Annotated in this window: 26 protein-coding genes; 20 read left to right on the forward strand and 6 right to left on the reverse strand. The window is 72.9% G+C overall.

Annotated elements, in window-relative coordinates:
- Positions 1–121: 121 nt before the first annotated feature.
- Together ACFXC1_RS10405 and ACFXC1_RS10410 are read right to left on the reverse strand one after the other, a co-directional pair.
- Positions 122–970 carry an ester cyclase gene (locus tag ACFXC1_RS10405; RefSeq protein WP_381241301.1) on the reverse strand — a complete coding sequence of 283 codons (849 nt, stop codon included), beginning with the start codon at positions 968–970 and terminating at the stop codon, positions 122–124.
- A gap of 100 nt (positions 971–1,070) precedes the next feature.
- Complete coding sequence (locus ACFXC1_RS10410) at positions 1,071–2,000, reverse strand: NADP-dependent oxidoreductase (protein WP_381241302.1); 930 nt, start codon at positions 1,998–2,000, stop codon at positions 1,071–1,073.
- 209 nt (positions 2,001–2,209) lie between these two features.
- On the opposite strand from ACFXC1_RS10410, the gene fabD reads away from it, so the two are divergent.
- Genes fabD through ACFXC1_RS10460 form a run of 10 tightly spaced genes read left to right on the forward strand, consistent with a single transcriptional unit; the run spans position 2,210 to position 11,708 of the window.
- Positions 2,210–3,244, forward strand: coding sequence for an ACP S-malonyltransferase (gene fabD / locus ACFXC1_RS10415; protein ID WP_381241303.1), 1,035 nt, complete (start codon positions 2,210–2,212; stop codon positions 3,242–3,244).
- On the forward strand, positions 3,241–3,651 hold the full coding sequence (locus tag ACFXC1_RS10420) for an acyl carrier protein (RefSeq protein ID WP_381241304.1): 411 nt from the start codon (positions 3,241–3,243) through the stop codon (positions 3,649–3,651). The genes fabD and ACFXC1_RS10420 overlap by 4 nt, the downstream gene beginning before the upstream one ends.
- Positions 3,641–4,081 (forward strand): holo-ACP synthase, encoded by a 441-nt coding sequence (gene acpS, locus ACFXC1_RS10425; protein WP_381241306.1) that lies wholly within the window; start codon positions 3,641–3,643, stop codon positions 4,079–4,081. The genes ACFXC1_RS10420 and acpS overlap by 11 nt, the downstream gene beginning before the upstream one ends.
- A complete protein-coding gene (locus tag ACFXC1_RS10430) occupies positions 4,068–4,835 on the forward strand; it encodes an SDR family NAD(P)-dependent oxidoreductase (RefSeq protein WP_381241308.1) in 768 nt (255 codons plus the stop codon). The genes acpS and ACFXC1_RS10430 overlap by 14 nt, the downstream gene beginning before the upstream one ends.
- Before the next feature lie 24 nt (positions 4,836–4,859).
- A complete protein-coding gene (locus ACFXC1_RS10435; protein WP_381241310.1) occupies positions 4,860–5,309 on the forward strand; it encodes a hotdog family protein in 450 nt (149 codons plus the stop codon).
- The gene (locus tag ACFXC1_RS10440; protein ID WP_381241312.1) at positions 5,310–6,578 is read left to right on the forward strand and encodes a beta-ketoacyl-[acyl-carrier-protein] synthase family protein; all 1,269 of its coding nucleotides are present in this window, start codon (positions 5,310–5,312) and stop codon (positions 6,576–6,578) included. It begins immediately after the preceding gene.
- On the forward strand, positions 6,575–6,988 hold the full coding sequence (locus tag ACFXC1_RS10445) for a 3-hydroxyacyl-ACP dehydratase FabZ family protein (RefSeq protein ID WP_381241314.1): 414 nt from the start codon (positions 6,575–6,577) through the stop codon (positions 6,986–6,988). The genes ACFXC1_RS10440 and ACFXC1_RS10445 overlap by 4 nt, the downstream gene beginning before the upstream one ends.
- Positions 6,985–8,277 (forward strand): beta-ketoacyl-[acyl-carrier-protein] synthase family protein, encoded by a 1,293-nt coding sequence (locus ACFXC1_RS10450; RefSeq protein ID WP_381241316.1) that lies wholly within the window; start codon positions 6,985–6,987, stop codon positions 8,275–8,277. The genes ACFXC1_RS10445 and ACFXC1_RS10450 overlap by 4 nt, the downstream gene beginning before the upstream one ends.
- Positions 8,274–10,592 carry a beta-ketoacyl synthase N-terminal-like domain-containing protein gene (locus ACFXC1_RS10455; protein ID WP_381241317.1) on the forward strand — a complete coding sequence of 773 codons (2,319 nt, stop codon included), beginning with the start codon at positions 8,274–8,276 and terminating at the stop codon, positions 10,590–10,592. The genes ACFXC1_RS10450 and ACFXC1_RS10455 overlap by 4 nt, the downstream gene beginning before the upstream one ends.
- A gap of 3 nt (positions 10,593–10,595) precedes the next feature.
- Complete coding sequence (locus ACFXC1_RS10460; protein WP_381241318.1) at positions 10,596–11,708, forward strand: 3-oxoacyl-ACP synthase III family protein; 1,113 nt, start codon at positions 10,596–10,598, stop codon at positions 11,706–11,708.
- A 15-nt stretch (positions 11,709–11,723) separates the two neighbouring features.
- On the opposite strand, the gene ACFXC1_RS10465 is transcribed toward ACFXC1_RS10460, so the two are convergent.
- Positions 11,724–13,229 carry an IucA/IucC family protein gene (locus ACFXC1_RS10465; protein ID WP_381241319.1) on the reverse strand — a complete coding sequence of 502 codons (1,506 nt, stop codon included), beginning with the start codon at positions 13,227–13,229 and terminating at the stop codon, positions 11,724–11,726.
- A 37-nt stretch (positions 13,230–13,266) separates the two neighbouring features.
- On the opposite strand from ACFXC1_RS10465, the gene ACFXC1_RS10470 reads away from it, so the two are divergent.
- Genes ACFXC1_RS10470 through ACFXC1_RS10480 form a run of 3 tightly spaced genes read left to right on the forward strand, consistent with a single transcriptional unit; the run spans position 13,267 to position 16,931 of the window.
- Positions 13,267–14,835 carry an IucA/IucC family protein gene (locus tag ACFXC1_RS10470; RefSeq protein ID WP_381241321.1) on the forward strand — a complete coding sequence of 523 codons (1,569 nt, stop codon included), beginning with the start codon at positions 13,267–13,269 and terminating at the stop codon, positions 14,833–14,835.
- A 9-nt stretch (positions 14,836–14,844) separates the two neighbouring features.
- Positions 14,845–16,110: a VWA domain-containing protein gene (locus ACFXC1_RS10475; protein WP_381241323.1), complete on the forward strand. Its 1,266-nt coding sequence runs from the start codon at positions 14,845–14,847 to the stop codon at positions 16,108–16,110.
- Positions 16,110–16,931 carry a hypothetical protein gene (locus ACFXC1_RS10480; protein ID WP_381241325.1) on the forward strand — a complete coding sequence of 274 codons (822 nt, stop codon included), beginning with the start codon at positions 16,110–16,112 and terminating at the stop codon, positions 16,929–16,931. The genes ACFXC1_RS10475 and ACFXC1_RS10480 overlap by 1 nt, the downstream gene beginning before the upstream one ends.
- Positions 16,932–16,973: 42 nt before the next feature.
- On the opposite strand, the gene ACFXC1_RS10485 is transcribed toward ACFXC1_RS10480, so the two are convergent.
- Complete coding sequence (locus ACFXC1_RS10485; protein ID WP_381241326.1) at positions 16,974–17,603, reverse strand: winged helix-turn-helix transcriptional regulator; 630 nt, start codon at positions 17,601–17,603, stop codon at positions 16,974–16,976.
- A gap of 88 nt (positions 17,604–17,691) precedes the next feature.
- On the opposite strand from ACFXC1_RS10485, the gene ACFXC1_RS10490 reads away from it, so the two are divergent.
- The 5 genes from ACFXC1_RS10490 (at position 17,692) to ACFXC1_RS10510 (ending at position 21,242) form a co-directional block, all read left to right on the forward strand.
- Positions 17,692–18,900 carry a pyridoxal phosphate-dependent aminotransferase gene (locus tag ACFXC1_RS10490; RefSeq protein WP_381241328.1) on the forward strand — a complete coding sequence of 403 codons (1,209 nt, stop codon included), beginning with the start codon at positions 17,692–17,694 and terminating at the stop codon, positions 18,898–18,900.
- Positions 18,901–18,929: 29 nt separating this feature from the next.
- Positions 18,930–19,463, forward strand: coding sequence for an HAD domain-containing protein (locus ACFXC1_RS10495; protein ID WP_381241329.1), 534 nt, complete (start codon positions 18,930–18,932; stop codon positions 19,461–19,463).
- A 3-nt stretch (positions 19,464–19,466) separates the two neighbouring features.
- Positions 19,467–20,066, forward strand: coding sequence for a histidine phosphatase family protein (locus ACFXC1_RS10500; protein ID WP_381241331.1), 600 nt, complete (start codon positions 19,467–19,469; stop codon positions 20,064–20,066).
- Positions 20,067–20,116: 50 nt separating this feature from the next.
- Positions 20,117–20,749, forward strand: coding sequence for a hypothetical protein (locus ACFXC1_RS10505; protein ID WP_381241333.1), 633 nt, complete (start codon positions 20,117–20,119; stop codon positions 20,747–20,749).
- Positions 20,750–20,819: 70 nt separating this feature from the next.
- Positions 20,820–21,242 carry an acyl-CoA thioesterase gene (locus tag ACFXC1_RS10510; RefSeq protein ID WP_381241335.1) on the forward strand — a complete coding sequence of 141 codons (423 nt, stop codon included), beginning with the start codon at positions 20,820–20,822 and terminating at the stop codon, positions 21,240–21,242.
- Positions 21,243–21,260: 18 nt separating this feature from the next.
- Here the strand turns inward: ACFXC1_RS10510 and ACFXC1_RS10515 are convergent, their stop codons facing one another.
- The gene (locus ACFXC1_RS10515) at positions 21,261–21,650 is read right to left on the reverse strand and encodes a winged helix-turn-helix transcriptional regulator (RefSeq protein WP_381241336.1); all 390 of its coding nucleotides are present in this window, start codon (positions 21,648–21,650) and stop codon (positions 21,261–21,263) included.
- Positions 21,651–21,751: 101 nt separating this feature from the next.
- On the opposite strand from ACFXC1_RS10515, the gene ACFXC1_RS10520 reads away from it, so the two are divergent.
- Positions 21,752–23,179: an MFS transporter gene (locus tag ACFXC1_RS10520; RefSeq protein ID WP_381241337.1), complete on the forward strand. Its 1,428-nt coding sequence runs from the start codon at positions 21,752–21,754 to the stop codon at positions 23,177–23,179.
- Positions 23,180–23,392: 213 nt separating this feature from the next.
- On the opposite strand, the gene ACFXC1_RS10525 is transcribed toward ACFXC1_RS10520, so the two are convergent.
- Positions 23,393–24,247, reverse strand: a complete 855-nt coding sequence (locus ACFXC1_RS10525) for an NAD(P)H-binding protein (RefSeq protein WP_381241338.1) — start codon at positions 24,245–24,247, stop codon at positions 23,393–23,395.
- A 96-nt stretch (positions 24,248–24,343) separates the two neighbouring features.
- Here ACFXC1_RS10525 and ACFXC1_RS10530 point away from each other — a divergent pair, with 96 nt between their 5' ends.
- Positions 24,344–25,144: an AraC family transcriptional regulator gene (locus ACFXC1_RS10530; protein ID WP_381241339.1), complete on the forward strand. Its 801-nt coding sequence runs from the start codon at positions 24,344–24,346 to the stop codon at positions 25,142–25,144.
- Positions 25,145–25,187 lie beyond the last annotated feature (43 nt).

The following is a 25,187-nucleotide window of genomic DNA, read 5'->3' on the forward strand; positions in this document are numbered from 1 at the left end:
TTATAAAAAAAAAAAACAAAACAAAACAACACCCCCCCGCGCTCTGGCGGCGCGCGCGCACACCGGGGGGCGCCCCCGCCGCGGCGCCCCCCCCCCCCCCGCGGTGTGGAACGACCGGGCCTCAGCCGTTGGCGTCGGCCGGTACCAACTCGACCGGCAGCGTCCAGGCGTGGCCGGCCGCCGCCGTGCCGCCCTCGGCCAGCAGGGCCCAGGGATCGGTGCCGTAGATCTCCCGGGCAGTCGCGCTCAGCCAGGAGTCGAAGGGCGTCCCGGAAGCCAGCAGCCGGCGCCCCGCGGTGGCCGGATTCCGTGCCTCCACGTAGTGGACGACGCACTCGGCGCTGCCGTGCTGGAGCCAGAAGGACTCGCGTACGATCCCCGCGCGCCGCCGGGAAGCCTCGTATTCGGCCAGTCGGGGACCGGCGAGCTCGGCCTGCAGCTGGCGCCAGCGGTCGGCCTTGCCGGGTGCGACGGTCAGGATGTTCACCACGGGCGCCGCGACGGGCCCCGCCTCCGGGCGCCCGGCGCGGCCACCGCGGTGGAGCCGCCGCATGCCGAGCTGGGCGAGCATGTCGGACTCGACCCCGATGCCCCAGCGCTCGGCGATCAGTCCGTCCGCCAGTCGCCACACCACGACACCGCGCGACTCCATCGGCCGTCCGGTCGGCGCCATGCCGAGGAAGTCGCCGAGATGGGTGCCGCGCCAGGTGTTGTGGATCACGACGTGGTCGGCGTGCGCGCTCATGTCCTCGATGGTGACGTGCAGATCGGGAAAACCCGCACGCAGCCCCGCGATGGTGTATTTGACGCCCGGCCGGCCCTCGGGCGCGCCAGGGAGCGGCTGGTGGTCGATCATGTCCTCGCGGTAGATCTCGTCGACGACCGAGAAGACGCCCTTGTTGACGAACTCGTCGAACACCCTCCGGATGATCTTCTTGTTCCGCTCTGCCGCAGAATCGTCGGTCGGCATGCTGGTCCCTTCTTCGGATGGAGGCGACAAGTCTTGGCGGGGCCTGTGGGCCGTCTCCTTGAACGATCCTTGACGGCACCGCGGGCGAGCGCCGGCGCCGTCACGCACCGACCGTCAGCACGAGCTTGCCCCTGGTGTGCCCCTCCCGGAGCAGTTGCTGTGCCTCGGCGGCCTGTTCCAGCGGATACGTCCGGGCGACCTCCACGGCCAGCTGCTTCTCCTCGGTGAGGCGGCCGAGCGCGGCGAGATCCGCGGCGTCGGGGCGGGCGAAGACGTAGGAGCCGCCCAGCTCGGTCACCTTCGGCTCCACCAGCGACACCAGCCGGCCCGCGGGACGCAGCAGTTCCGCGGAGGCGCGCAGTGCCCGGCGGCCCACCGCGTCCAGTACCGCGTCCACACCGTCGGGAGCGAGCCGCCGTACCCGCTCGGCCAGGGCGCCGCCGTAGGCCACGGGCTGTACGCCGAGCTCCCGCAGGAAGTCGTGGTTGTGCTCGCTCGCCGAACCGATCACCCGGGCGCCGCGCCACCGGGCGAGCTGCACCGCGAGGAGTCCGACCCCGCCGGCGGCGGCGTGCACGAGGACGGTCTCCCCCGCCCGTACCCCGAGCCGGTGCACCACGCTCTGGTACGCGGCCAGCCCGGCCAGCGGCAGGGCGGCGGCCTCCTCCCAGGTCAGGTCGGCAGGCTTGCGGGCCAGCGTGCGGACGGGCGCGACGACGAGTTCCGCGAAGGTGCCCGTTCGCAGGAGGTCCTGCCACACGTAGCCCATCACCTCGTCCCCGGGCGCGAACTCCGTCACCGAGGCGCCGACCGCCTCCACCGTCCCGGCGACGTCGAAGCCGCCGACGACGGGGAAGACCGCGTCCGCGAACGGAGCGAGCAGTCCTTCCCTGGCCTTCCAGTCCAGCGGGTTCACTCCTGCGGCCCGGGTGCGGACAAGCACACCGTTCGGCCCCGGTGCCGGGTCCGGCAATTCGTCGAACTCCAGGACCTCGGGACCGCCGAAGCGGCGGTAATAGACGGCCTTCACCCTGTGCCTCCCTGCGAACGCGCTCGCGTGCGATCCGTATGAGTTCGCACTGTGGCCGAGGGAGGTTGGCCATCCCCTTGAAAGCTTCTTGACCGCACCCGGAACCAGGTCCGTCAAGACCTATTCAAGCAGTCCGCCCAGAACCCGGGCGCAGCGTGTGGAACGCGCAGAAAACCACTGCGGAACGGGAATTCGTGAAGGACGGACACATGAGTCTGCCGAGTACGGCGCCGCCCTCCGGGCCGAGCAATGCCCCACCCGCCGCGGTGTGCGCACCGCGGTCCGCCCGGCCGGTGCTCGCCATGTTTCCCGGCCAGGGCTCGCAGCGCGCGGGTATGGCCCGGGACCTGGTGCGGTTCCACGACGCCATCGCCGTGCCGCTGCTGGAGCGGGCCGGGCGCACCCTCGGTCTGCCGCTGGCCGAGATCTGCACCACCGGCACCGCCGAGGAACTCGCGGCCACGGACATCACCCAGCCCGCCCTGGTCGCCACCTCCCTCGTGGTGTACGAGGTGCTCCGGCGGGAAGGCCGCTTCGCACCCGGCGCGGTGACGGGGCACAGCCTCGGCGAGTACACCGCGCTGGTCGCCGCCGGGGTACTCGACCCGCTCGACGCGTTACGCCTCGTGCGGGTCAGGGGCCGGCTCATGGCCGGCGTCTCCGAGCGGACGGCCGGCGGCATGGCCGCGGTCATCGGCCTGGCGGCGGCCCAGGTCGAGGCCGCGTGCCGGGACGCCTCCCGGCACGGCCTGGTCGAGGTCGCCAACTACAACGAGCGGGGCCAGACCGTCGTCTCCGGCGAGGCCCCGGCCGTCGCCGCGGCCTGTGAACTGGCCCGCGCCCGCGGCGCGGAGCGCACCGTCCCGCTGCCGGTCGGCGCACCGTTCCACTGCTCGCTGATGGCCGGCCTGGAGGCCGAGTTCGGCACCGAGCTGAGCCGATACCGCTTCACCGATCCGCACACCCCGGTGCTGAGCTCCGTGACCGGGGAGTGGGTCCGCTCCGGCGAGCACGCCCGCGAGCTGCTGCGGCGCCAACTGGCTTCCCCGGTGCGCTGGGTGGACGTCCTGTCCGCCGCCCGGTCCGCCGGGTTCGCCGACTTCGTGGAGGTCGGGCCGGGCCGTGTGCTCAGCGCGTTCGCCCGGCACACGGTCCCCGGGGCCACGGTCCGCAGCACCAACGACGTACGGCGCATCGCAGCCCTGATCGACGAGTCATCCCACCGAGAGAAGGACAACTCATGACCCTTGCCACCACCGAGCTGCTGCCCGTCGTCCAGGACGCGGTCGCCGACGCCCTGGGCATCGAGGCGGAAGAGGTCCAGCCGGACGCCACCCTGCTGGGCGACCTGGGGGCCGAGTCGATCGACCTGCTCGACATCCTGTTCCGCATCGAGCGGGTCTCCAAGATCAAGATCACGGTCAGTGACATCGGGGACCTGCTCCAGGGCGGCATCCCCGACGAGGAGTTCGGGGACGAGAACGAGGTCGTCAACGACACCGGCCTGACGCACCTGGAGAAGGTCCTGCCGCAGTTCGACCGCGGGCGGCTGACCGAACCGCTCACCGCCGACGGCGTGCTCGGGCTGTTCACCGTCCAGAACCTCCTCGACATGCTCACCGACCGGGCGGCCGACGCAGATGCCGCCTGAGATCCTCGTCGGCACCGACCTCGTCGCCGTCGAACGTGTGCACCGGCTGGTCACCGAGCAACCTGAGGTGGCCGGCCAGGTGTTCACCGACCGCGAGCTCTCCTACTGCGCCTCGCGCCGCAGCCGCAGCTCGGAGCACCTGGCGGGCCGGTTCGCCGCCAAGGAGGCGGTGTTCAAGGCCCTGGGCGGAGCGCCCGCGATGGCCGACTGGACGGACGTCGAGGTGGTCAACCAGGCCAGTGGCAGGCCCGCGCTGCGGCTGCACGGCCGGGCCGCCTCGGCCGCCCGGCGCAGGAACATGCGGCACGCCCAGGTCACGCTGTCGCACGCCGCCGGCCTGGCCATCGCGCATGTGCTGCTCGTCTGCGAGCCCGGTCCCGACCCCGGCACGGAGAAGACCGAGAACGGTGGAACACATGTCATTGGATGATCGCGCGGCGCTGGTCACCGGCGCCTCCCGCGGCATCGGCCGCGCGGTCGCGCTGGCCCTCGCGGCGCGGGGTGCCGCGGTGGCCGTCAACTACCGCTCGCGCAAGGAGGAGGCCGAGTCCGTCGTACGGGACATCGAGCGGGCCGGGGGGCGGGCGATCGCGCTGCACGCCGATGTCGGTGACCCGGCCGCCGCCCGCGGGCTCGTCGAGGACGCCATCGACGCCCTCGGCGGTCTGCACGTCCTGGTCAACAACGCCGGCATCACCCACAACGGGCTGATCTGGGACGTGCCGGGCGACGCCTGGCTGGACGTCATGCGCGTGAACTTCGGCGGCGCCTACCACTGCACGGCGGCCGTGGCCGGGCACTTCATGGCCCAGCGGGACGGGGCGATCGTCAACATCTCCTCCGTCATGGGTCTCAGTGGCTGGGTGGGCCAGTCCAACTACGCCGCTTCCAAAGGGGCGTTGAACGCGTTCACCCGGAGCACGGCGGTCGAACTCGCCCGCTTCGGCGTGCGGGTGAACGCCGTGGCCGCCGGCATCGTGCCCACCGAACTCGTCGGCGACGTCCTCGCCAAGGACGGCGGCAGGGGCATCCGCCGGCAGGTGCCGATGCGCGCCTTCGCCACCACGGAGGACGTCGCCTCGGTCGTCGCCTTCCTGGCCGGCCCCGAGTCGTCGTACGTCACCGGCGAGGTGGTCCGGGTCGACGGCGGTCTCGCCGCACAGCTCGGCATGGGCCGGCCCTAGCCGGGAGGAGGAGAGGAGAAGACCATGCGATTCCATCTCATCGACCGCATCGAGTCCTGGGAACCGGACCGGCACATCACGGCCCGCAAGGTGACCTCGGTGACGGAGACGACCTGGCGGTCCGGTCCCGATGGACCCGAGCTGCCCTTCGGGCTGGCGCTGGAGGCGCTGTGCCAGGCCGGGAGCTGGCTGTTCCTGCTCAGCACCGGCCATCGGCGGCGCGCCGCGCTGCTCGGTGTCGACCAGGTCACCGAGTACGGCAGGGTGCGCCCCGGCGACACGCTGCGGATGTCCGCCGACGTGGTGGGCCGGCACGACGACGCGGCCGTCCTCGACGGCACCGTGTCGGTCGACGGCCGGCCCGTGCTGCGGGCCGAGGGCATCATGTGCGCCCTGCTCGACGCCGAACTGCTCGACGATCCCGCGGACACCGCGCGGATGGCCGGGGCTCTGCTGGGCGGGGGGCGGGTGTAGATGAAACGCGTGGTCATCACCGGCGCCGGAGCCGTCACCCCGCTCGGCAACGACGCCCCGTCGACCTGGCGGTCCCTGTGCGCGGGCCGTTCGGGCGTGGGCCCGTTCACCCTCTTCGACGCCTCGTCCTTCCCGGTGCGCATCGCCGCGCAGGTACGGGACTTCGACGCCCGCACCGCCATCCCGGCCGCGCTTGGACCCGGCCGCCTCGGCCGGGCCGGCCAGTTCGGGGTGGCCGCGGCGCTGGAGGCGCTGCGGGACGCGGACGCCGGCCCCGGCACCTTTCCCGCCGAGGCGTGCGGGGTGGCGCTGGGCGCCAGTGTGGGACGGCCGGATCTGCAGTCCCTGGTCGACATCGGGGTGCTGCGGCAGCGCACGGGCCGTCCGGACGCCTTCGTACGGCAGCCGCCGCGCCAGGTGCTGGCGGACAACCAGAACCTGGCGCTCAGCGTCGTCGCACAGGCCCTCGACGCGCGCGGCCCGGCGATCGGCACCAGCACCGCCTGCTCCGGCTCGGGGCACGCCATCGGGGAGGCATACCGGTGCATCCAGGACGGGGACGCCGATCTCATGGTGGCCGGCGGTCACGACTCGCTGACCTCCTGGTGCGACCTGCTCGGCTTCAGCCTGCTGGGCGCCATGACCAGCGAGTGGAACGACGACCCCGAGCGCGCCTCCCGGCCCTTCGACGCCGACCGCTCCGGCTTCGTCGTCGGAGAGGGCGGAGTGGCCTTCGTCCTGGAGGAACGGGAGGCGGCGCTGGCGCGCGGCGCCCGGGTGCTGGCGGAGCTCGTGGGCTACGGCTCCACGCTCAACGCCTGGCGCATCACCGACTCCCCGCCCGACGGCTCGGGAGCGGTCCAGGCCATGGAGGCGGCGATCGCCGAGTCCGGACTGGACCCCACCGCGATCGACTACGTCGTGGCGCACGGCACCGGCACCCCGGGCAACGACCTCTCGGAGACCGTCGCGATCAAGAAGGTGTTCGGTGACCACGCGCACCGTCTGGTGATCAGCTCACCGAAGTCCATGGCGGGCCACCTCACCGCGGCCGGGGCGGGGCTCAACCTGCTGGCGGCGATCGGCGCCGTACGGGAGTCCGTGGTGCCGCCCACGATCAACCTCGACACGCCCGACCGGCGGCTCGACCTGGACTACGTCCCGCGGCGGGCCCGGAAGAGGCGGGTGCAGGCCGCGCTCGTCAACGCCTTCGCCTTCGGCGGCACCAACACCGGCCTGATCGTCGCAGCGCACCGGGAGGACACATGACCGACCTCACGACCGCCCCGCCGACCGCGGTGTCCGACCGCGGCTTCGACCGGATGCTGGAGTTCGAGCCCGGCCGTCATGCCGTGGCCGTACGCAACATCCCCGGCACCCATCCGTGGTTCGCCACGCACTTCCCCCGCCGACCGGTCCTGCCGGGTGTCCTGCTGCTGGAGGACCTCGCCCAACTCGCCGCGCTGGTCTGCGCGGACGGTTCGCGGGACTGGCGTCTGAGCGCAGTACGCACCCTGCGGTTCCGGCACTTCGTGGGCCCCGGCGACCAGGTGGAGCTCAGGATCCGGCTGACCGGCCGTACGGCCGACTCGGCCGAGGTGCGGGCCGAGGCCCGCGTGGAGGGACGTACCGTCGCCACCGCGCGGCGGCTCACCCTCACCCGCCGGGAGGCGCCGTGAAGCGCCGCGTGGTCGTCACCGGTATCGGCCTGCTGACCGCCCTGGGCGAGGGCGCTGCCGCGACCTGGGAAGGGCTGCTGGCGGGGCGCAGTGGCATCGGCCCGCTGCGCGGCTACGACCCGGCCCCGCTGCGCACCCGCATCGGCGCGCAGCTGGCGGACTTCCGGCCCGAGCGCTTCATCCACCGCCGGTCGCTGCGGATGCTCTGCCGGGGCGACCAACTGGGCGTCGCCGGCGCGTCCCTGGCGCTCGACGACGCCGGGCTCGGCGGCGAGGAGGAACTCGGTTACCGGGCCGGGCTGTTCCTCGGCAGCGGCAAGGACATGCCCCGCATGGACGCCCTGGCCGACGGTCTCGTCTCCGTCGCGGGCCCGGACGGCACCGTCGACCTGGACCGGCTGGGCCGGACGGCGTCCTCGGTGCTGGCACCGCTGTTCTACGTCGAGGGGCTGCAGCCGGCCGCGCTGTTCCACATCTCCAGCAGGCACGGCATCCGCGGGGCCAACGACTTCTTCGCCGGGACCGCGGACGCGGGCTCCTTCGCCATCGGCCGCGCCATGCGGGCGATCCGCAGGGGCGAGGCGGATGTGGCCGTCGCGGGCGGCTACGACGAGCCCACCTCCTGGTGGACGATGTCGAAGATGGACGGGCTCGGTGTGCTCACCGGCCGCAACGAGCTGGGGGAACGCGCCTTCCGCCCCTTCGACCGGGAGCACGACGGCTCGGTCTTCGGCGAGGGCGCGGCGCTGCTCGTCCTGGAGGAACGCGAGCACGCGCTCGCCCGTGGCGCCCGCGTCTACGCGGAGATCGACGGGTTCGGCGCGGGCACCGACTGCGTACGGCCGCCGAGTTCGCACCCGCGGGGACGTGGGCTCGCCCGGGCCGTCGGCCATGCGCTGAAGGACGCGGGCCGGGACCCCGTCACCGACTTCGTCGCCGCGCACGGCTGCGCCACCGTCCAGGGCGACACCAGCGAGATCGCCGCCCTGAAGGACGCCCTGGGCGACACCGCCAAGGCGGCGGCCATCACCAGCGTCAAACCGCAGACCGGCCACCTGGTGGGTGCCGCCGGGGCGCTGAACACCGCGGTGGCGGCGCTCGCCCTCCACCACGGAACCATTCCCGCGACCCTCAACCTCGAGGAACCGGCGCCGGGTTGCGACCTCGACTGCGTGCGCGGCACCCCGCGCGACGCCTCTCCCCGTACGGCACTCGCTCTCGCCCGAGGGCTGGAAGGCCAGGCCGTGGCCCTGTCGCTGCGCGGGTTCCAGGAAGGACGGACCGAATGAGGAAGACGAAGCGTGTCGTGGTCACCGCCATGGGCGCGGTGACCTCTCAGGGCGCCGGTGTCGACACCCTGTGGCACGGGGTCCGGGCCGGCAAGGTGGCGATCGACCGGGTCCGCGGTCTGCCGACGGTGGGCTCCGCCATCGGCGGCGAGGTCACCACGCCGCTGCCCCCGGCCGACTACGACTACCTGGCCGACCTCGGCGCCCACGAGCACGAGCGCGCGGTCGACCTGGCGCTGGCCGCCGCCCGCGAGGCGATGTCCGGGCACGGTCTGCCGGACCTCCCGGCCGAGCAGTGGGGCGTGGCGATCGGCAGCTGCAACGGCGGCACGCGGAGCGCGGAGCGGGTGCTGCGGCGGACCGGCGACGGACCGCTCACCCCCGAGGACGCGCGGGAGTTGCTGCTGCTCTCCCCGCACACGATCGCCGAGATCCTGGCCTCCGCGTTCGGTCTGAAGGGTCCCGTTCTCTCGGTGAACACCGCCTGCGCCTCGGGTGCCCACGCCCTGGCGCACGCGGCGGAGGCGATCCGGGCGGGGCGGGCCCAGGCCTTCCTCGTCGGCGGCACCGACGCCTTCACCGAGACCGCCTTCGCGGGCTTCTCCAGTCTGCAGTCGCTCTCCGACCGACCCGCCGCGCCGTACTCCCGGCACCGCGACGGCCTCTCGCTGGGTGAGGGCAGCGGCATGCTGGTGCTGGCCGAGGAGTCCGTGGCCCGTGCCGCGGGCGCCCCGGTCCTGGCCGAACTGCTCGGCTACGGCCTGTCGGCGGACGGCCACCACGCCACCGCGCCGCATCCGCGGGGCGAGGGCGCCGCCCGTGCCATCCGCGCCGCGCTGCGCACCTCGGGGCTGTCGGTGGAGGAGGTGCCGTACGTCAACGGGCACGGCACCGGCACCCCGAAGAACGACTCCGCCGAGAGCAACGCCGTGCGCGCCGCGCTCGGGGAGGCGGCCGAGAAGGTCGCGCTCAGCAGCGTGAAGTCGATGATCGGCCATCTGCTCGGCGCCGCCGGCGCGGTGGAGGCGATCGTCACGGTGTCCGCCCTGGAGGAACAACTCGCCCCGCCCACCGCCGGGTTCACCGAGCCGGACCCGCGCTGCGGTCTCGACGCCGTGCCGGGAAACGCCCGGCCGATGGCCATGGACGTGGCGCTGTCCAACAACTTCGCCTTCGCCGGCGCGAATGCGACCGTCGCTTTCTCCCGGCCCGGTGCGCGTGCCGCACTGCCCTCCACACCGTGGGAGGAGCGGGTGGTGGTCACCGGCATCGGTGTGCTCACGCCGTCGGGCGCGTCGCCGGAGGAGCTGTGGCGTGCGTTCCGCTCGGGCGCCGTCGCGGGCGTCCGGGAGAACGGGCTGCGGCTGGCCCGCCTGGATGTCGATCCGGGCTCCGCGATGACGCCCGGCGAGCGGCGCCGGGTGGACCGGCTCGGCCGGCTGGCCATCGTCTCCTGCCGGCGGGCGCTGGAGGACGCGCGCCTGACGCCGGACGAACGCGTCGGCGTGGTGCTCGGCAGCGGACTGGGCCCCATGCGCAGCACCGAGGACTTCCTGCGGCCCGTGCTGGAGGAGGGGGCGGAGGCTGGCAACCCGGCCATCTTCCCGAACACGGTGTACAACGCCGCCGCCGGCCAGATCGCCATGGTCCTGGGCGCCAAGGGCCCGACGTCCACGGCCGCCGCCGCGCACGCGGCCGGCGCCTCCGCCCTGTCCATCGCGCACGACATGCTGCGCACCGGCACCGCGGACGCCGTGCTGTGCCCGGCCGTCGACGATCTGACCGACACCGCGGCCGAGGCGTATCGCAGGCTGCCGCTGACCGGGGGACCCGCCGGACGGCGCTACGGCCTCTCCGAGGGCGGCATCGCGCTGGTGCTGGAGCGGGAGTCCTCGGCCCGGGCCCGGGGTGCCCTGGTCCTCGGCGAGCTGCTGGGGCACGGCACGGCGTACGACGCCGCAGGCGCGGGCCGCTGGGATCCGCGCGGCGACGGGCTGTACCGGGCGATGCGCAAGGCGCTGGCGGATGCCGGCACCCGACCCGAGGAGCTCACCGCGGTGTGGGCCAACGCCGCCGGCATCCCCGCCGTCGACCGCCCCGAGGAGCGTGCGCTGCACCGGCTCGGGGTGCGGGCCGAGGTGCTGGCGCCCAAGCGCGTCCTCGGCGAACCCGTCGGGGCGGGCGCCCATCTCAGCGTCGCCCTGGCCGTCGAGGACCGGCGGCGCGGCGGCACCCCCGGTCCCGTCCTGATCAACAGCTCGTCGCTCGGTGGCACGCACATCGCCCTCGTCCTGCGTCCCGGAACGGAGTTCTGAACCATGCCCAAGCATGTGTCCGTCGTCAGCACCGGTGCCGAACTGCCCGGCGACCCCATCGACAACGCCACGCTGGAACGGCTGTGCGGCCCGCTGCCCGAGGACGTCCTGGCGGGCATCGAGGTGCAGCGCCGGCACTGGATCGTCGATCCGGAGACCGGCGAACACCGCACCGGCACCGCCGAGATGGCCACCGCGGCCGCGCGACAGGCGCTGGAGCGGGCCGGGATGGCGGCCTCGGAGGTGGAGCTGCTGGTGACCTCGACGGCGAGCCCCGACCATCCGCTGCCCGTGGTCGGCACGTTCGTGCAGGAGCGGCTCGGTCTCGAACGCTGCGCGGTGGTCGAGGTGCGGGCGGGCTGTGTGGGTGCGGTCCAGGCCATGGACTACGCGCGCCGCCTGCTGGCGGACGGCACCTACCGCACCGCCCTGGTGATCGGCGCGGAGTCCATCTCCCCGCTGCTGGCCGACATCTATCTGGGCTCCGACCCGCTGTCCGTCCGTATGCGGGACCGGCTGACCGCCTACACCTTCGGCGACGGCGCGGGGGCGGCGGTGCTCAGGGCCGGCGACGAGGCGCCGGAGTCCTCCGGGGCCGCCTCCGTCTTCGCCACCCAGTGCCTGGGCGGGACGCGCAAGCCGGGCATGCTGGTCGTGGGCGGCGGCACGGACGCGCCTCCCGCGGTACAGCGGCGGCGCCGGCGTCTGATGGACATCCGCCTGGACATCCCCGGCACCGCCGCCTTCGGCCCCCGGGTCTTCGTCGACGGGCTGCGGGACATGCTGGACCGGTCGGGCCTGACCCTCGGCGAGATCGACGCCTGTGTGCTGCCGGAGGGCAACGCCGAGTACTTCAGCCGGGAGTTCGAGGAGGCGGGGCTGTCGGCGCAGGATCACGCGGCGCTGCAGAAGTGCGTCGTGGAGAACCTGGCCGACGTCGGGGCCACCGGCTCCGCCGCCGTCCCGCTGGCCCTGGACGCGGGCTGGACCGCGGGCCGGATCACGCCCGGCGACACGGTGCTGCTGCTCGCCGTCGAGGCCAGCCGCTATCTCTACGCGGGCCTCACCCTGACCTGGGAGGCACCGACGCCCGCCGGGTCCCGGGTCCGGGGCTGACGCCGGGCGCCGCGCTCACTCCGCCAGCGGGTTGGCCACCGGCAGATAGCGCGCGTCGGCGCCGTTCGCGCCGGTCCAGCGCAGTAGCAGGTTCGTCTTGCCCGGCAGGGTGGGCGAGGCGAGCAGTCCGGCGATCTCGGGAAGGTCGTCGCGGCGGGCCAGTTCGGCGCGGACGGCGGGCCAGGGGTCCAGTTCCGGGTGGCGCTCGGCGAGGACTCCGGCGACCTCGACGAGGTGGTTGACGACCAGGCAGTACACCAGCCGCTCCCACCCGGCGGCCCGGTCCACGTCCGCCGGCAGCAGTTTCACGCCCTCCGCGTCCCGGTACAGCGCCTGTACGGGTGTTCCGTCCGCGTCGACAGCTACGACCGTGTTCTGCAGATGCGCCTCGAGTACGACGCCGTGGTCCGCGAACGCGCCCAGCGCGGGCGGTACGACCTGCCGCAGATACGCCTCCCACCAGGCCGCCGGGTCCGCCGTACCGTCGAGCGGGTTGCCCTCGAAGCCCTCCACCAGCGCGGCGGCGAGCAGCGGGGTGGTGCCGGGCAGCAGGTGGTCGCGCAGGCCGTCGCGGACGAGGACGGCGAGTTCCTCGAAGGCGAAGGCGGCGGTGCGGTAGCCGCGGTCGCTCAGCCAGCCGGCCGGGCCGCCCATCGCCGCGAAGGCGTCCCGGACGGCCGTGTCGGTGCGCCGGAGTTTCAGCAGGTCGTGGCGCCAGAGCCGGCGCACGTCGTTGGTGATCCGCACGTCCAGGCTGAACTTGAGGAACAGGTCGTCGGCGGGGCTGTACACCGTGCGGATCGCGGCCGTGGGCCAGGCCTCGGTCGCGGTCGTGCCGAGCCGGATCAGCCGGCCGTCCGCGAACGCCTCCGCGAGTCCGTCACCGACGAGGTCGAGCTGCCAGGGGTGGGCGGGCAGCAGCTGGTAGCCGGGCGGGGCCTCGCCGAGCGCGTCCAGGGCCGAGGTGTCGCCCTCCTCGACCACGGCGTCCTCGCGCAGCCCGAGCAGCACCAGCGGGAAGCGGGCGTACGCCTCCGGGGCGTAGGGCAGCCAGCCCGCGACGGGGCCGCCGCCGCGGGCCTTGGGTGCGGGATGGTAGGGATGGCCGGTGATCAAGGACTGTTCGGAGCGGAGATACGGGTCGTCGGGCGCCTTCGCCGCCTCGCGCGCGGCGAGCAGCGCGGCGACCGCGTCACGGCTGTCCGTCATCTCGGCGGGCAGTTCGTGGTTGGACACCCCGGTGTGCCGGCGCAGCTCGTCGGCAACGAGTTTCACGAGTTCGGGGTGGCCGACACGGTGCCAGTCGCCGTCCGCGTACACCTCGGGCTCGGCGGGCCGCCGCTCGCCGCGCACCCGCAGCAGCCGGCCGCTCGCCGGCAGCCGGTACACCCGTCGCTCCCCGGGTTCCGGGAGTGGCCGGGCCACCTCCCGGAGCAGACAGTTGAGCAGGGGCGCCGCCGCGTACGCGTCGGCCCGCTCGGCCGTGCCGGCGCCCGGAGGTGTGAAGTCGACGCGATCCATTCGTTCCCTAAGTCCGTGTCCTGCGATCGCGATCAGTATGTCTCTCGTCGTCACCGACCCTGACGCCCCGTCCGCACCCGAGGAGTCGACCGTGGACCGTCCCCCACATCCCGAGGCAGAGGTGGCCGAGGAACTCGCCGCCGTACGGCCCGACCTCCTGCAACGGTACGCGGCCGAGCTGCCCGGCGCCCGTGCGGCGGTCCTCACCCGCCTGTGGCGGGCGCTCGCCCATGAGCCTCTGCCGTGGATCACCGGCCGGTCCCCGGGCCTCGTTCTACGGCTCTCCGGCGGCCGGACGCTGCACGGCCCGCCCGCCGACCCGTACGCGACCGACGCGTACGTCACGGTTGTCCACCTCGACGGCACGGCCTACGACGATCCGGCACGGCTGATGACCGACCTCGCGGTGCCGCACGGCTCGGCCTTCGCGGCCGAACTCGGGCACAGCGTCGCCTCGTTGGCGCTGTCCCGGGCCAACCAGCCCGCGCACACGGAGGAGTGGCCGGCGCACGACTGGGAGTGGGAGCAGCGGATCGTCGACGGGCATCCCTTCCACCCCAACTGCCGTTCCCGGCCCGGGTTCTCGGCGGCCGAGCAGCTCGCGTACGGGCCCGAGCACCGGCCGGTGGTGGCGCTCGGTTCGGTGCCGGTGCGGGCGGAGGAGTGTCTGCTGACCGGCGCGTGGCCGGAGGAACTGCGGGACGCGGGGCGGCTGTTGATCCCGGTGCACCCGTGGCAGGCGGTCCATGTGCTCAAGCGCGCGGGGGACGCTCCGGTGGACGCGCATCCGCTGATGTCGCTGCGCACACTGGCCCTGGCGGGCGGTACGCACGTCAAGACCGCGCTGAGCGCCCGGCTGACGTCCTCGGTGCGGGACATCTCGGTCTACTCGATCGGTCTTTCGGCGGTCTTGTCGGCGTTCGGGGAGACCCTGGCGGCGCGCTCGGACGGCCTGTTGCACGTCACCCGCACCCTGGGCGCGGCCACGGCCGACTCGCCCGACCTGGCGGCCGTGTTGCGGGAGTCGCCGCAGACGTACGCGGACACGGAAGCGGGCGAGCGGGTCCTGCCGGTGGCCGCCCTCGCGACCACCGGCCTGCCCCGATCGCCCGCATGGCTGGCCGAGTTCACGCGCCTCGCCCTCGTCGTAGGTCTGCGCCTGCTGGAGTCCGGTGTGGCTCTTGAGGCGCACGGTCAGAACCTGCTGGTGGTCCTGGACCGGACGGGTGCCCCGGTACGCCTGGTCTACCGCGATCTCGCCGACATCCGGGTCAGCCCCAAACGCCTTGCCCGGCACGGGATTCCGGTCCCCGGGCTGAGCGGACGGATCGTCACCGACGACGAAACGACCCTGCGCCGCAAGCTGTTCGGCTCACTGGTGGCGGGCGCGCTCGCGGGTACGGCCGGTTCCGGTACGGCGCTCAGGGCGGCGCTGGCGGCCGTCGTACCGAAGCTGGAGCGGACGCCCGACCTCCTCGCGCTCCTCCGACAGCCGCTGCCGACCAAGGCGTTGACGCTGATGCGGCTGTCGCCGGAGCTGCCCGGGGACCAGTGGACCGGGCTGCCCAACCCGCTCGTTTTGGAGCCCGGTCCATCTGATCAATAGGATCCGGCGATGATCACAAGACAACGGCTGGCGGCGGGGATCTGTGCCCTGCTCGCCACCCTCTCGGCCGGGGTCGCCTTCCCGGCCGGAGCGGTCGCCGACGAGACGGACTCCACGGCCTCCCCCAAGGTCGAACTCGTGCTGGACGTCAGCGGATCCATGAGCGCCAAGGACATAGACGGCGGCTCTCGGATGGCAGCGGCGAAGCAGGCGTTCAACGAGGTGCTCGACGCGACACCCGAGGAAGTGCAGCTCGGCATCCGCACCCTGGGCGCCAACTACCACGGCAACGACCGCAAGACGGGCTGCAAGGACACTGCGCAGCTCTACCCGGTGGGCACCCTGAACCGCACCGAGGCCAAGACCGCGGTGGCGACGCTCCAGCCCACCGGCTGGACGCCGATCGGGCCCGCGCTGCTCAAGGCGGCGGACGACCTGAACGGCGGTGACGGCACCCGCCGGATCGTCCTGATCAGCGACGGCGAGGACACCTGCCAGCCGCTGGATCCGTGCGAGGTGGCCCGCGAGATCGCAGCCAAGGGCATCGGCCTGACCATCGACACGCTGGGTCTGGTGCCGGACGCGAAGACCCGCGACCAGCTCAGCTGCATCGCGGACGCGACCGGCGGCACGTACACGTCCGTGCAGCACAAGGAGGAACTCTCCGACCGCGTGGGCCAGTTGGTGGACCGCGCGGCCGACCCGGTGGTGACTCCGGTCGCCACCGAGGGCACGGCCCAGTGCTCCAGCGCCCCGACCCTCAAGTCCGGTCTCTACACGGACCGCGAGGAGTTCGGCAAGCAGCGCTTCTACCGCGTGGACGTCAACCCCGGTCAGGAGCTGCGTGCTTCGGTCAGCGTGGGCGCCGACCGTGAAGTCGACCCGGACTACGGGGTGTTGCTGCGGGCCGTCACCGTGCACGGCCGCGAGATCGTGCGCGGCGAGGGCACGGGCAACGGCCGTACGGACGTCATCTCCACCGGCCTTCGCTACCCGAAGGCGGAGAGCGACGACGACAACGCGCCGGCCGAGACCGTGTGTCTCCAGGTCACCAACTCCTTCTCGGCGGCCTCCGGCGTGAAGACCACGCCCGGTCTGCCCCTCGAACTGACCGTCGACGTCGTGGACGCGCCCAGCAATTCGAGCGACGTGGCCTCCTTCGGCCTCGGCCGCGGCTGGTGGCTGCTCGGCGCCCTCGTGCTGACCGGCTTCGTCGCGGGTCTGCTCTGGGGCTGGCTGTCCCGCTGGCGTCTCGCGGTCTGGAGGACCAACTGATGCGGATCACACGTGTGTTGAGCACGGCCCTGCTGATGGCGGGGCTGGCGGCGGGCCCTGCGGTGGCGGACTCCTCGCCCTCCGCGAGCGCCTCCACCTCCTCCTCCGGCGGCAGTTCGGCCCCCACCCAGGCCGGCACCTCCTTCCGTACGGCCACGGAACTCGACCAGGGCCGGCAGGCCACCGCGAGCGGTTCCACGGGTGACTACCTGTACTGGTCGTTCGCCGCGGACGCCGGTCAACGCCCCACCGCCAAGGCAACGGTGAAGCTCCCGGACACACACGCCGGCGAGACCTGGCAGCTCGATGTCTACGACGGCCTGCGGCGCCGCCAGGCCTGCCAGTACGGGGCTGCGACGCGCACCGCCGCGCAGGGCACCGCCTCGCTGGACCTGGCGTGCACGCTGCGTACGGTCCGTGCCTGGTCGGAGCAGTGGGCCAACGACCCGTTGCCCGGCACCTATTACGTCCGGCTGACGGTCGTGGACCTCCAGTCCTCGGACCTGGGCCAGCCGGTGAGCACCGAACTGCGGGTGGACTCCAAGGACATCGGCGGTTCGGCGGCGGTGGACGGCTCGCTGGCCCAGCCGCTGACACCGGGGATCGCGGTCAAGTCGGCGTCGGACGAGGACAGTTCGTCGACCACGTCGGCAGCGCTGTCGAGCATCGAGCCCGACGGCGGCTGGTCGTCGGGCTGGTGGTCCGACCGCTGGGTGTGGACGGGCATCGGCGGTGTGCTGGCTGCGCTCGCGGGGATCGGCGGGTATGCGCTGACGCGTGGGTCGGGACGGCCCCGGCGCGTACCGCCGCCCGGTATGTGACGTCTCATCAGAAGGCCCGCTCCCGGCGGGCCTTCTGTCGTCTCAGGCCTCCCGCAGGGCCTTCGCGAGCATTCCGTCGCCGCTCACGTCGATGCGTCCGGCGCGCACCGCGTCGGTGAGGCTCAACTCCCCCTGAGCGACGGCCGTGCACGTCTCGACGCCGAGCACGAGCCGGGCGTCGGGCTCCCGGGGCGCGGGACCTTCGCCGTAGACCGGGCCGCCCCCCTCCGTTCCCGCATACAGGTGGAACTCCCCCTCCTCCAGCCGGACTTCGACAAGCCCCTCGCCCTCCAGCGCCCGCAGCAGCGGCAGCGCGAACCAGTGGGCGCGCACCGCGTCCGTGGGTCGCCGCTCCCCCAGTTCGGGCGCGCCCCAGGCACCGAGGGCCTGCAGCACGGGCAGCAACTCCCGCCCCCGTCCGGTGAGTTCGTAGACGTAGGCGGCGCCGGGCGGTGGCAGCCGCCGCCGGGTCGTCAGGCCGTCCCGTTCCATGTCCTTCAGCCGTGAGGCGAGTACGTCAGTGCTGACACCCGGCAGATCGGCGTGCAGGTCCGTGTAGCGGCGCGGTCCTGCGAGGAGTTCGCGGACGATCAGCAGGGTCCAGCGGTCGCCGACGAGGTCGAGGGCCCGGGCCGCGGAACAGTACTGGTCGTAGCTTCGGCGAGGTGACATGCGACGCAGTCTAGACATGTTGTTGGACTTTCCAAGCTCACACTTGGTAAAACCAAGCAACACACGAAGCCGATGGGGCGAGGGCGCAATGGAGTTCCGGCAGTCGAGCAAGCTCAGCGAGGTCTGTTACGAGATCCGCGGTCCGGTGATCGAGCACGCCAACGCACTGGAGGAGGCGGGCCACAGCGTCCTGCGGCTGAACACCGGCAACCCCGCGCTCTTCGGCTTCGAGGCGCCCGAGGAGATCCTCCAGGACATGATCCGGATGCTCCCCCAGGCCCACGGCTACACGGACTCGCGGGGCATCCTCTCGGCCCGCCGCGCGGTCGCCCAGCGTTATCAGACCCTGGGCCTGGAGGTGGACGTCGACGACGTGTTCCTGGGCAACGGCGTCTCCGAGCTGGTCTCCATGGCCGTACAGGCGCTGCTGGAGGACGGCGACGAAATCCTCATCCCCGCCCCGGACTTCCCGCTCTGGACGGCGGTGACGACCCTCTCCGGCGGCAAGGCGGTCCACTACCTGTGCGACGAACAGGCCGACTGGTACCCCGACTTGGACGACCTGGCGGCGAAGATCACCGACCGCACCAAGGCCGTCGTCATCATCAACCCGAACAACCCCACCGGCGCCGTCTACCCCAAGGAGATCATCGAGGGCATCCTCGACCTCGCCCGCCGGCACGGCCTGATGGTCTTCGCCGACGAGATCTACGACCAGATCCTCTACGACGACGCCGTGCACCACTCGGCCGCCGCGCTCGCCCCCGACCTGGTCGTCCTCACCTTCTGCGGCCTGTCGAAGACGTACCGGGTGGCCGGCTTCCGCTCGGGCTGGCTGGTGGTGACGGGCCCCAAGCAGCACGCGAAGAACTACCTGGAGGGCCTGACGATGCTGGCCTCCATGCGGCTGTGTCCCAACGCGCCCGCGCAGTACGCCATCCAGGCCGCGCTGGGCGGCCGGCAGTCCATCCGCGACCTGACCGTCCCCGGCGGGCGGCTGTACGAACAGCGCGACGTGGCGTGGGAGAAGCTCAACGAGATCCCCGGGGTCTCGTGTGTGAAGCCGAAGGGCGCGCTGTACGCGTTCCCCCGGCTCGACCCCAAGGTGCACAAGATCCACGACGACGAGAAGTTCGTCCTCGACCTGCTGCTCCGGGAGAAGATCCAGGTCGTCCAGGGCACCGGCTTCAACTGGCCCACCCCCGACCACTTCCGCATCCTCACGCTCCCGCACGCGGACGACCTGGAGGCAGCGATCGGGCGGATCGGGCGGTTCCTCGGCGGGTATCGCCAGTAACCCCGCCCCGCCCTGGGTAGCTCCTCCGCATGACGGACCGCCCTTTACTGCTCCTCGACGTCGACGGCCCCCTGAACCCGTACGGCGCCCGGTTCCTGCGCCATCGCGGCTATGTCACCCGCCGGCTGTGGCCGGCGAACTGGTCGGCCCGGCAGCGGCCGGGCTCCCGGCGGCTGCGGCGGGGGCTGCGGGTGCGGCTGCACCCCGGGCACGGGGAGCGGATACGCGCGCTGCCGTACGAGCCGGCCTGGGCCACCACCTGGATGCACGAGGCCAACGAGATGATCGCGCCGGTGATCGGGCTGCCCGGCGACCTGCCGGTGATCGAGTTCACGGACCTGTTCGCGAAGGACCCGGACGGGCTGTACTGGAAGACCCGGCAGGTCGTGGCCTGGGCGGCGGGACGGCCCTTCGTCTGGGTCGACGACCTGGTCACCGACCTGGACATACGGCATGTCGAGGAGCACCACGACGGGGCGGCGCTCCTCCTCAAGGTGGACCCGCGCCGGGGTCTGCGCGAGACCGATTTCGCGACGTTGGAGCAGTGGGCCCATAGCCTGTGAGGTATGGGTGATCTTTTCCTCGTACGGCATGGAGAGACCGAATGGTCCCGGTCGGGGCGGCACACCGGCTGGACCGATGTCCCGCTGACCGCGAAGGGGCGGGAGGAGGCGCGCGGTCTGGTGCCGCTGATCCGTTCGCACCGGGTCGGCGCCGCGTTCGTCAGCCCCTCGCAGCGGGCGCGGGAGACCGCCGAGCTGATCGGTCTCACGGACGTACGGATCGACCCGGATCTGCGGGAGTGGGACTACGGCGGCTACGAGGGGATCACGACCGTCGAGATCCAGCGCACCCGGCCGGACTGGTTCCTGTTCACCGACGGGGTCGCGCCCGGGCCGTCCGACCACCCCGGGGAGACCCCGGGCCAGGTGGGTCGGCGCGCCGACCGTGTGCTGGCCAAGGTCGACGCGGCGCTCGCCAACACCGAGGGCGTGGTGGTGCTGGTGGCGCACGGCCATTTCCTACGGGTCCTCACCGCGCGGCGGCTCGGGCTGCCGCCGTCGGACGGGGCGCTGTTCCAGCTGGCGACCGGGACCCTGTGCCGGCTGGGCACGGAGCACGGGCGGCCGGTGATCGCCGCCTGGAATGTCAGACCCCCGTCGTAGCCTTCGAATGAGCCGCGGACACCCGTCGACGCGGCGGGGAGGAGCACGCCGTGACACGACCGCCGACCGCCGCGCAACGGCGTGTCATCGACGCCGCCGATCCCGTCACCGGTCGGCTGCGGGGTACGGAGGCGCAGCTCGCCGCGCTGGTGAAGCGGGGGCTCGCGTTCCGGCATCCGCGACCGCCGCACGACCACTTTCTGACGCCGGCGGGGCATCGCATACGCGAGTCCGCACCCGAGGTCGCCGAGCCGGTCGCGGAGACGGCCCCCGCGACCGCCGGGGTCTTCGCCGCCCGGATCGGCGGCGAGGATCTGCCGGACACCGGTCCGGTTCGCACACGTGAGGTGCACAGCGCCTGGCAGGGGCTGCTGGAGCTGCGCCGGATGACCAATCGGGACGGCTCCGTGGACCGGCCGTGCGGCTGGGAGCGTTCGCATCTGGTGCAGGCCGCCGCGCTCGCCCTGGAGGCGGCGGGGCACCGGCCCGCCGGACGGGACGGCACGGAGGGCTACCGGGTGCGGGCGACCCCGCAGCCCGAGGCCGTCGCCGTGCGCGACCCGGACGGGACGGCGCTGCGCGCCTGCGCGGAGACGCTGGAGCGGGCCGGCTGGCAGGTGAGCGAGCACAACGAGCCCCGTACGGGGGCGAGTTATCTGCTGGCCTCACCGCGGAGAAGCTGAGGGGCGTGCCAAGATCGGTGCGGCAGATCGTCCGTCAGTACGAGTTCCGTCAGCATGAGAAGGGAACGCAGTGAGCGAGCCGTTTTCCGTCCCGGTGACCGTCCGCGGATACGAGACCGACAGCCTGGGGCACCTCAATCAGAGCGTGTATCTGCAGTACGCGGAGCACGCCCGCTGGGCGCTGCTGCAGGCCGCGGGGGTGGGTCAGGCCGAGTTGCTCGCCGAGGGGGTGGCGCCGGTCGTGCTGGAGACGACCATCCGCTATCTGCGGGAGCTGCGCGCGGGCGAGGACGTCGAGGTGAGCTGTGTCTTCGAGTGGGGTGAGGGCAAGACGTTCCGGGTCACCCAGACGATCACGAAGACCGACGGCACGGTTTCGGCGGAGGTCGCGTCGGTCGGCGGCCTGCTGGACCTCAAGGAACGCCGACTGGCGGCTCAACCACGGGAGTACTTCAAGCAGTTGACCACGGACCCGGGTCTGTTCGGGCTCTGAGCCGGGGCGCCGTCACCCTCACTCCGGATCGCGCTCGGAGTCGTAGGACGCGCGGGACTCGGCGATGTAGAGGCGGTTGCGTTCGGCCCAGTCCGTCAGCCGTTGCAGGGTCTCGTGCAACTCCTGGGCCACCGGGGTGAGTTGGTACTCGACCTTGGGCGGCACGGTCGGGAAGACGGTGCGGGTGACGAGTCCGTCGCGCTCCAGGTTGCGCAGAGTGAGGGTCAGCATGCGGCGGCTGATGCCCTCGATGCTGCGCTCCAACTCGGTGAAGCGGATGGGACCGTGGGCCGCCGCGACCAGGATCTGCACGCTCCATTTGCCGGCGACCCTGTCAAGAACTTCGCGCACCGGGCAGGCGTGCGCGTTCACGACCTGGGCGGTTACACCGGTGTTCCCCTGGGACATCGAAGTGCCTCCTTCTGCCGGCCTCCATGGTTCCTCACGATGTTCCCCGTTACAAGTCGTGCACCTATGGGTGCAACGGAGAACGATGGAGGCCACAAGCCATGTCGACCCTGTCCGAGGCACCGCCGCAAGGGCTGGAACGAACGTACTCCCGCTGGGCGTCCCTCGTCGTCCTGTGCGCGGGGACGCTGATGACGATCCTGGACGGCAACATCGTCACGGTCGCCATGCCCGCGATCCAGCGCGACCTCGGGTTCTCCGGGCCGGGGCTCGCCTGGGTCGTCAACGCCTATCTGATCCCGTTCGGCGGACTGCTGCTCCTCGTCGGCCGGCTGGGCGATCTGGTGGGCCGCAAGCGGATGTTCACGGCGGGGCTCGCCGTGTTCACCGCGGCCTCCGTGCTCTGCGGGCTGGCGACGAGCCAGGGCACGCTGATCGCGGCCCGGACCGTGCAGGGCGTCGGCGGCGCGATGGCCTCGGCGGTCGTCCTCGGCATGCTGTTCGCGCTCTTCCCCGAACCGGGTGAACTGGCCCGCGCCATCGCGGTGTTCAGCGCGGTCGGCGCCGGCGGCGGAGCCCTCGGCACCTTCCTCGGCGGGGCACTGACCCAGGCCCTGAACTGGCACTGGATCTTCCTCATCAACCTGCCGATCGGGATCGTGGCGTGGTTCGCGGCCGTCCGCGTCCTCGCCCCGGAGCAGGGCGCCGGCCTCGGCAAGGGCGCCGACTACCCGGGCGCCGCGCTGGTCACCGGAGCGCTGATGCTCACGGTCTACGTCATCGTCGGCACCGGCGACCGCTCCCTCACCGCCACCCTGCTGCTGGCCGCCCTCGCCCTGGCGCTCTTCGTGGCGTTCACCGTCCGCCAGGCCCGGGCCGCCCGCCCGCTGCTGCGCCTCCGCCTGTTCCGCTCCCGGCTGCTGACCGGCGCGAACACCGTGCAGATCCTGATGATCGGCACCATGTTCGGCTTCCAGTTCATCGGCGCGCTGTACGTCCAACGCGTCATGGGCTTCAGCGAGTTGCTCACCGGTACGGCGTTCCTGCCGGCGCCGGTCGCGATCGGCCTCCTGATGCTGGGCCTGTCGGCGCGGACCATCGGCCGCTTCGGCGCGTACCGGGTGCTGCTGGCCGGCCTGGTCCTCATCGTCGCGGGGATGGGGCTGCTGAGCCGCGCCCCCGCCGACGGCTCGTACGTCACCGACGTCCTGCCGCCGCTGCTCCTGCTCGCCGCCGGGTTCGCCGCCGCGATGCCCGCGCTGACCGGGCTCGCCCTGTCGGGCGCGCGGGAGGAGGACGCGGGACTGGCCTCCGGGCTCTTCAACACCACACAGGTGGTGGGCGGTTCACTGGGGCTCGCGATGCTGTCGACACTGGCGGCGGGCCGGACCGATGAACTGGTGGCCCGAGGGGCCGAGTTGATACCGGCGACGGCGGCGGGGTACCAACTGGCGTTCCGCGTCGCGGCGTTGATCGGGGCGGCGGCGCTGGTGCTGGCGGCGGGGGTGCTGCGGGGGCGGCGCGACTGACACGACAGGGCGGCGGTGCTACTGGCGGCGCAGCCGACGCGCCCCGGCGCCGGGGCTGCGAGGGGCGCGCGGCTGACGTGACCGGCGAGGGTGCTCCGGAATGAGCGCACGGCTGACGCGACCCCCGCACCCGCTCGGGCCCGCCGTCCCCGAACGCCATCCCGCAGCCGCGCCTGTCGCTCCGCCCCGAACGCCGCCTCGCAGCCTCTCCCCTCACTCCGCCCCGAACGCCGCCCTGTGGTCCTGGGCCCACTCCCGATAGGTGCGCGGCGGGCGGCCCAGGACCTCCCGCACCTCCTCGGTGACGACCTCGTTGCCGCCGTTCCTGACGAACTCCCTGCTGATCTCGGAGGCGTCGATGAACGTGTCGCTGTAACCGAGACCGAGCAGATACTCACGCGCCTCGGCCGATGACAGGTCGCGCACCTCGACGGGGCGCCCGAGGACCTCGGCCAGCACGGCGGCCTGATCGGGCACGCTCAGCACCTCGGGTCCGGTCAGGGTGTACGTCCGCCCCGAGTGGCCCGCGTCGAGCAGCGCGGCCACCGCCACCTCGGCCACGTCACGCGGGTCGACCACCCCCTGGCCGCCGGAGCCGCTCGTGTTCGGCAGCGGGCTGCCCGCACGCACGGATGCCGCCCAGCCGAGCGTGTTCGAGGCGAAGGCGGAGGGGCGCAGGATCGTCCACTCCGACCCGCTGTCCCGCACCGCCTGTTCACCGGGTTCGTGCCAGGTGCTGAAGGGTCCGACGGCGGGGTCGCCGGTGCCGATGCCGGAGAGCTTCACGATCCGGCGCACGCCCGCCGCCCGCGCGGCCTCGACCAGGCCCCGGTCGTGCTCCGCGTCGTCCGGTCCGAACACGCCCACCAGGAAGGCGGCTTCGGCGCCGGTCAGCGCCGCGTCCACGGCGGCCCGGTCGGCGGGACCGCCCCGCACCGGCTCCACCCCCGAGGGAATCCGGGCCTTCCCGGGGTCCCGGGTCAGGGCGCGCACCTTCTCGCCTCGCGCCACGAGCTGTCGTACGACCTCGCTGCCGATGGTGCCCGTGGCACCCGTCACTAGGATCATGACCACCACGGTGGGCGGGCAGGGGCCTTCGGTTCTAGGAGATTCCGGCACGTTCGAGGGCCCGGTGCGGGCCGTTGGCGCGCTTACCGTGGAGGGGTGACCAACGCCGACGTGTCCGAACGGGAGTTGCCCCTGCCGGACGAGCTGCGCCCCTGGATCGCGCGCATCGCCGATCTGGCCGTGAACCGCCTCCCGGTGGAACCGTTCGTCCATCTCCCGGACGCGGCAACGAAGTTGGTGGTCCGCATCGAGGGGAACGGCCGCCGCAGTGTCCTCGTCGTCGGGCCGCGCGTCCGGGCCACCTACCACGCGGCCAAACACCTCGTGGCCTGCGCGGAGTTGCGGCTGACGCCGGGGACCACACGGCCGCTGCTGGGCGTTCCGGCCGTCGATCTCGTCGGCCGGGCCATGCCCCTGGGCGAGCTGCCCGGCCGGGTCGCCCGTCAACTGGCCGACGAGCTGCACGGGTTGGAGCCCGAGGCGGCCGTCGCCCGACTCACGGAGGTCGTCCCCGACCGCCTCACCGCCGCCGCGGACTCCATGCGCACCGACCTCGTCCGGGCAGGTGTCGACGCGATGTCGATCCGCGTCGGTCACCTCCCCGGCCCGGTGCCCGCCGTCGCCCGTGAACTCGCCGTCAGCGAGCGGCAGTTGCGCAATCTCTTCGCCGAGGGAGTCGGTCTCTCCCCCAAGCACTACGCCCGTATCAACCGGGTGCGCGCCGTGGTGGCCCACGCCACCGAACTCTCCTGGGCCGAACTCGCCGCCGTCACCGGCTACTACGACCAGTCCCACATGACGTCCGACTTCCGTGCCCTGATGGGCGTCCCGCCCCGGTCGTACTTCACCGGCCGGCTCCCCGAGGCCATGCCCTGCCGGATGGTCCGGCACGGCTGAATTCGGGTGCGGACCACCACGTCCGCCTGCGATGCTCCGGCCC

Origin of the sequence: Streptomyces hokutonensis (assembly GCF_042751305.1) — a bacterium.
Classification (GTDB): Bacteria; Actinomycetota; Actinomycetes; order Streptomycetales; family Streptomycetaceae; genus Streptomyces; species Streptomyces hokutonensis_A.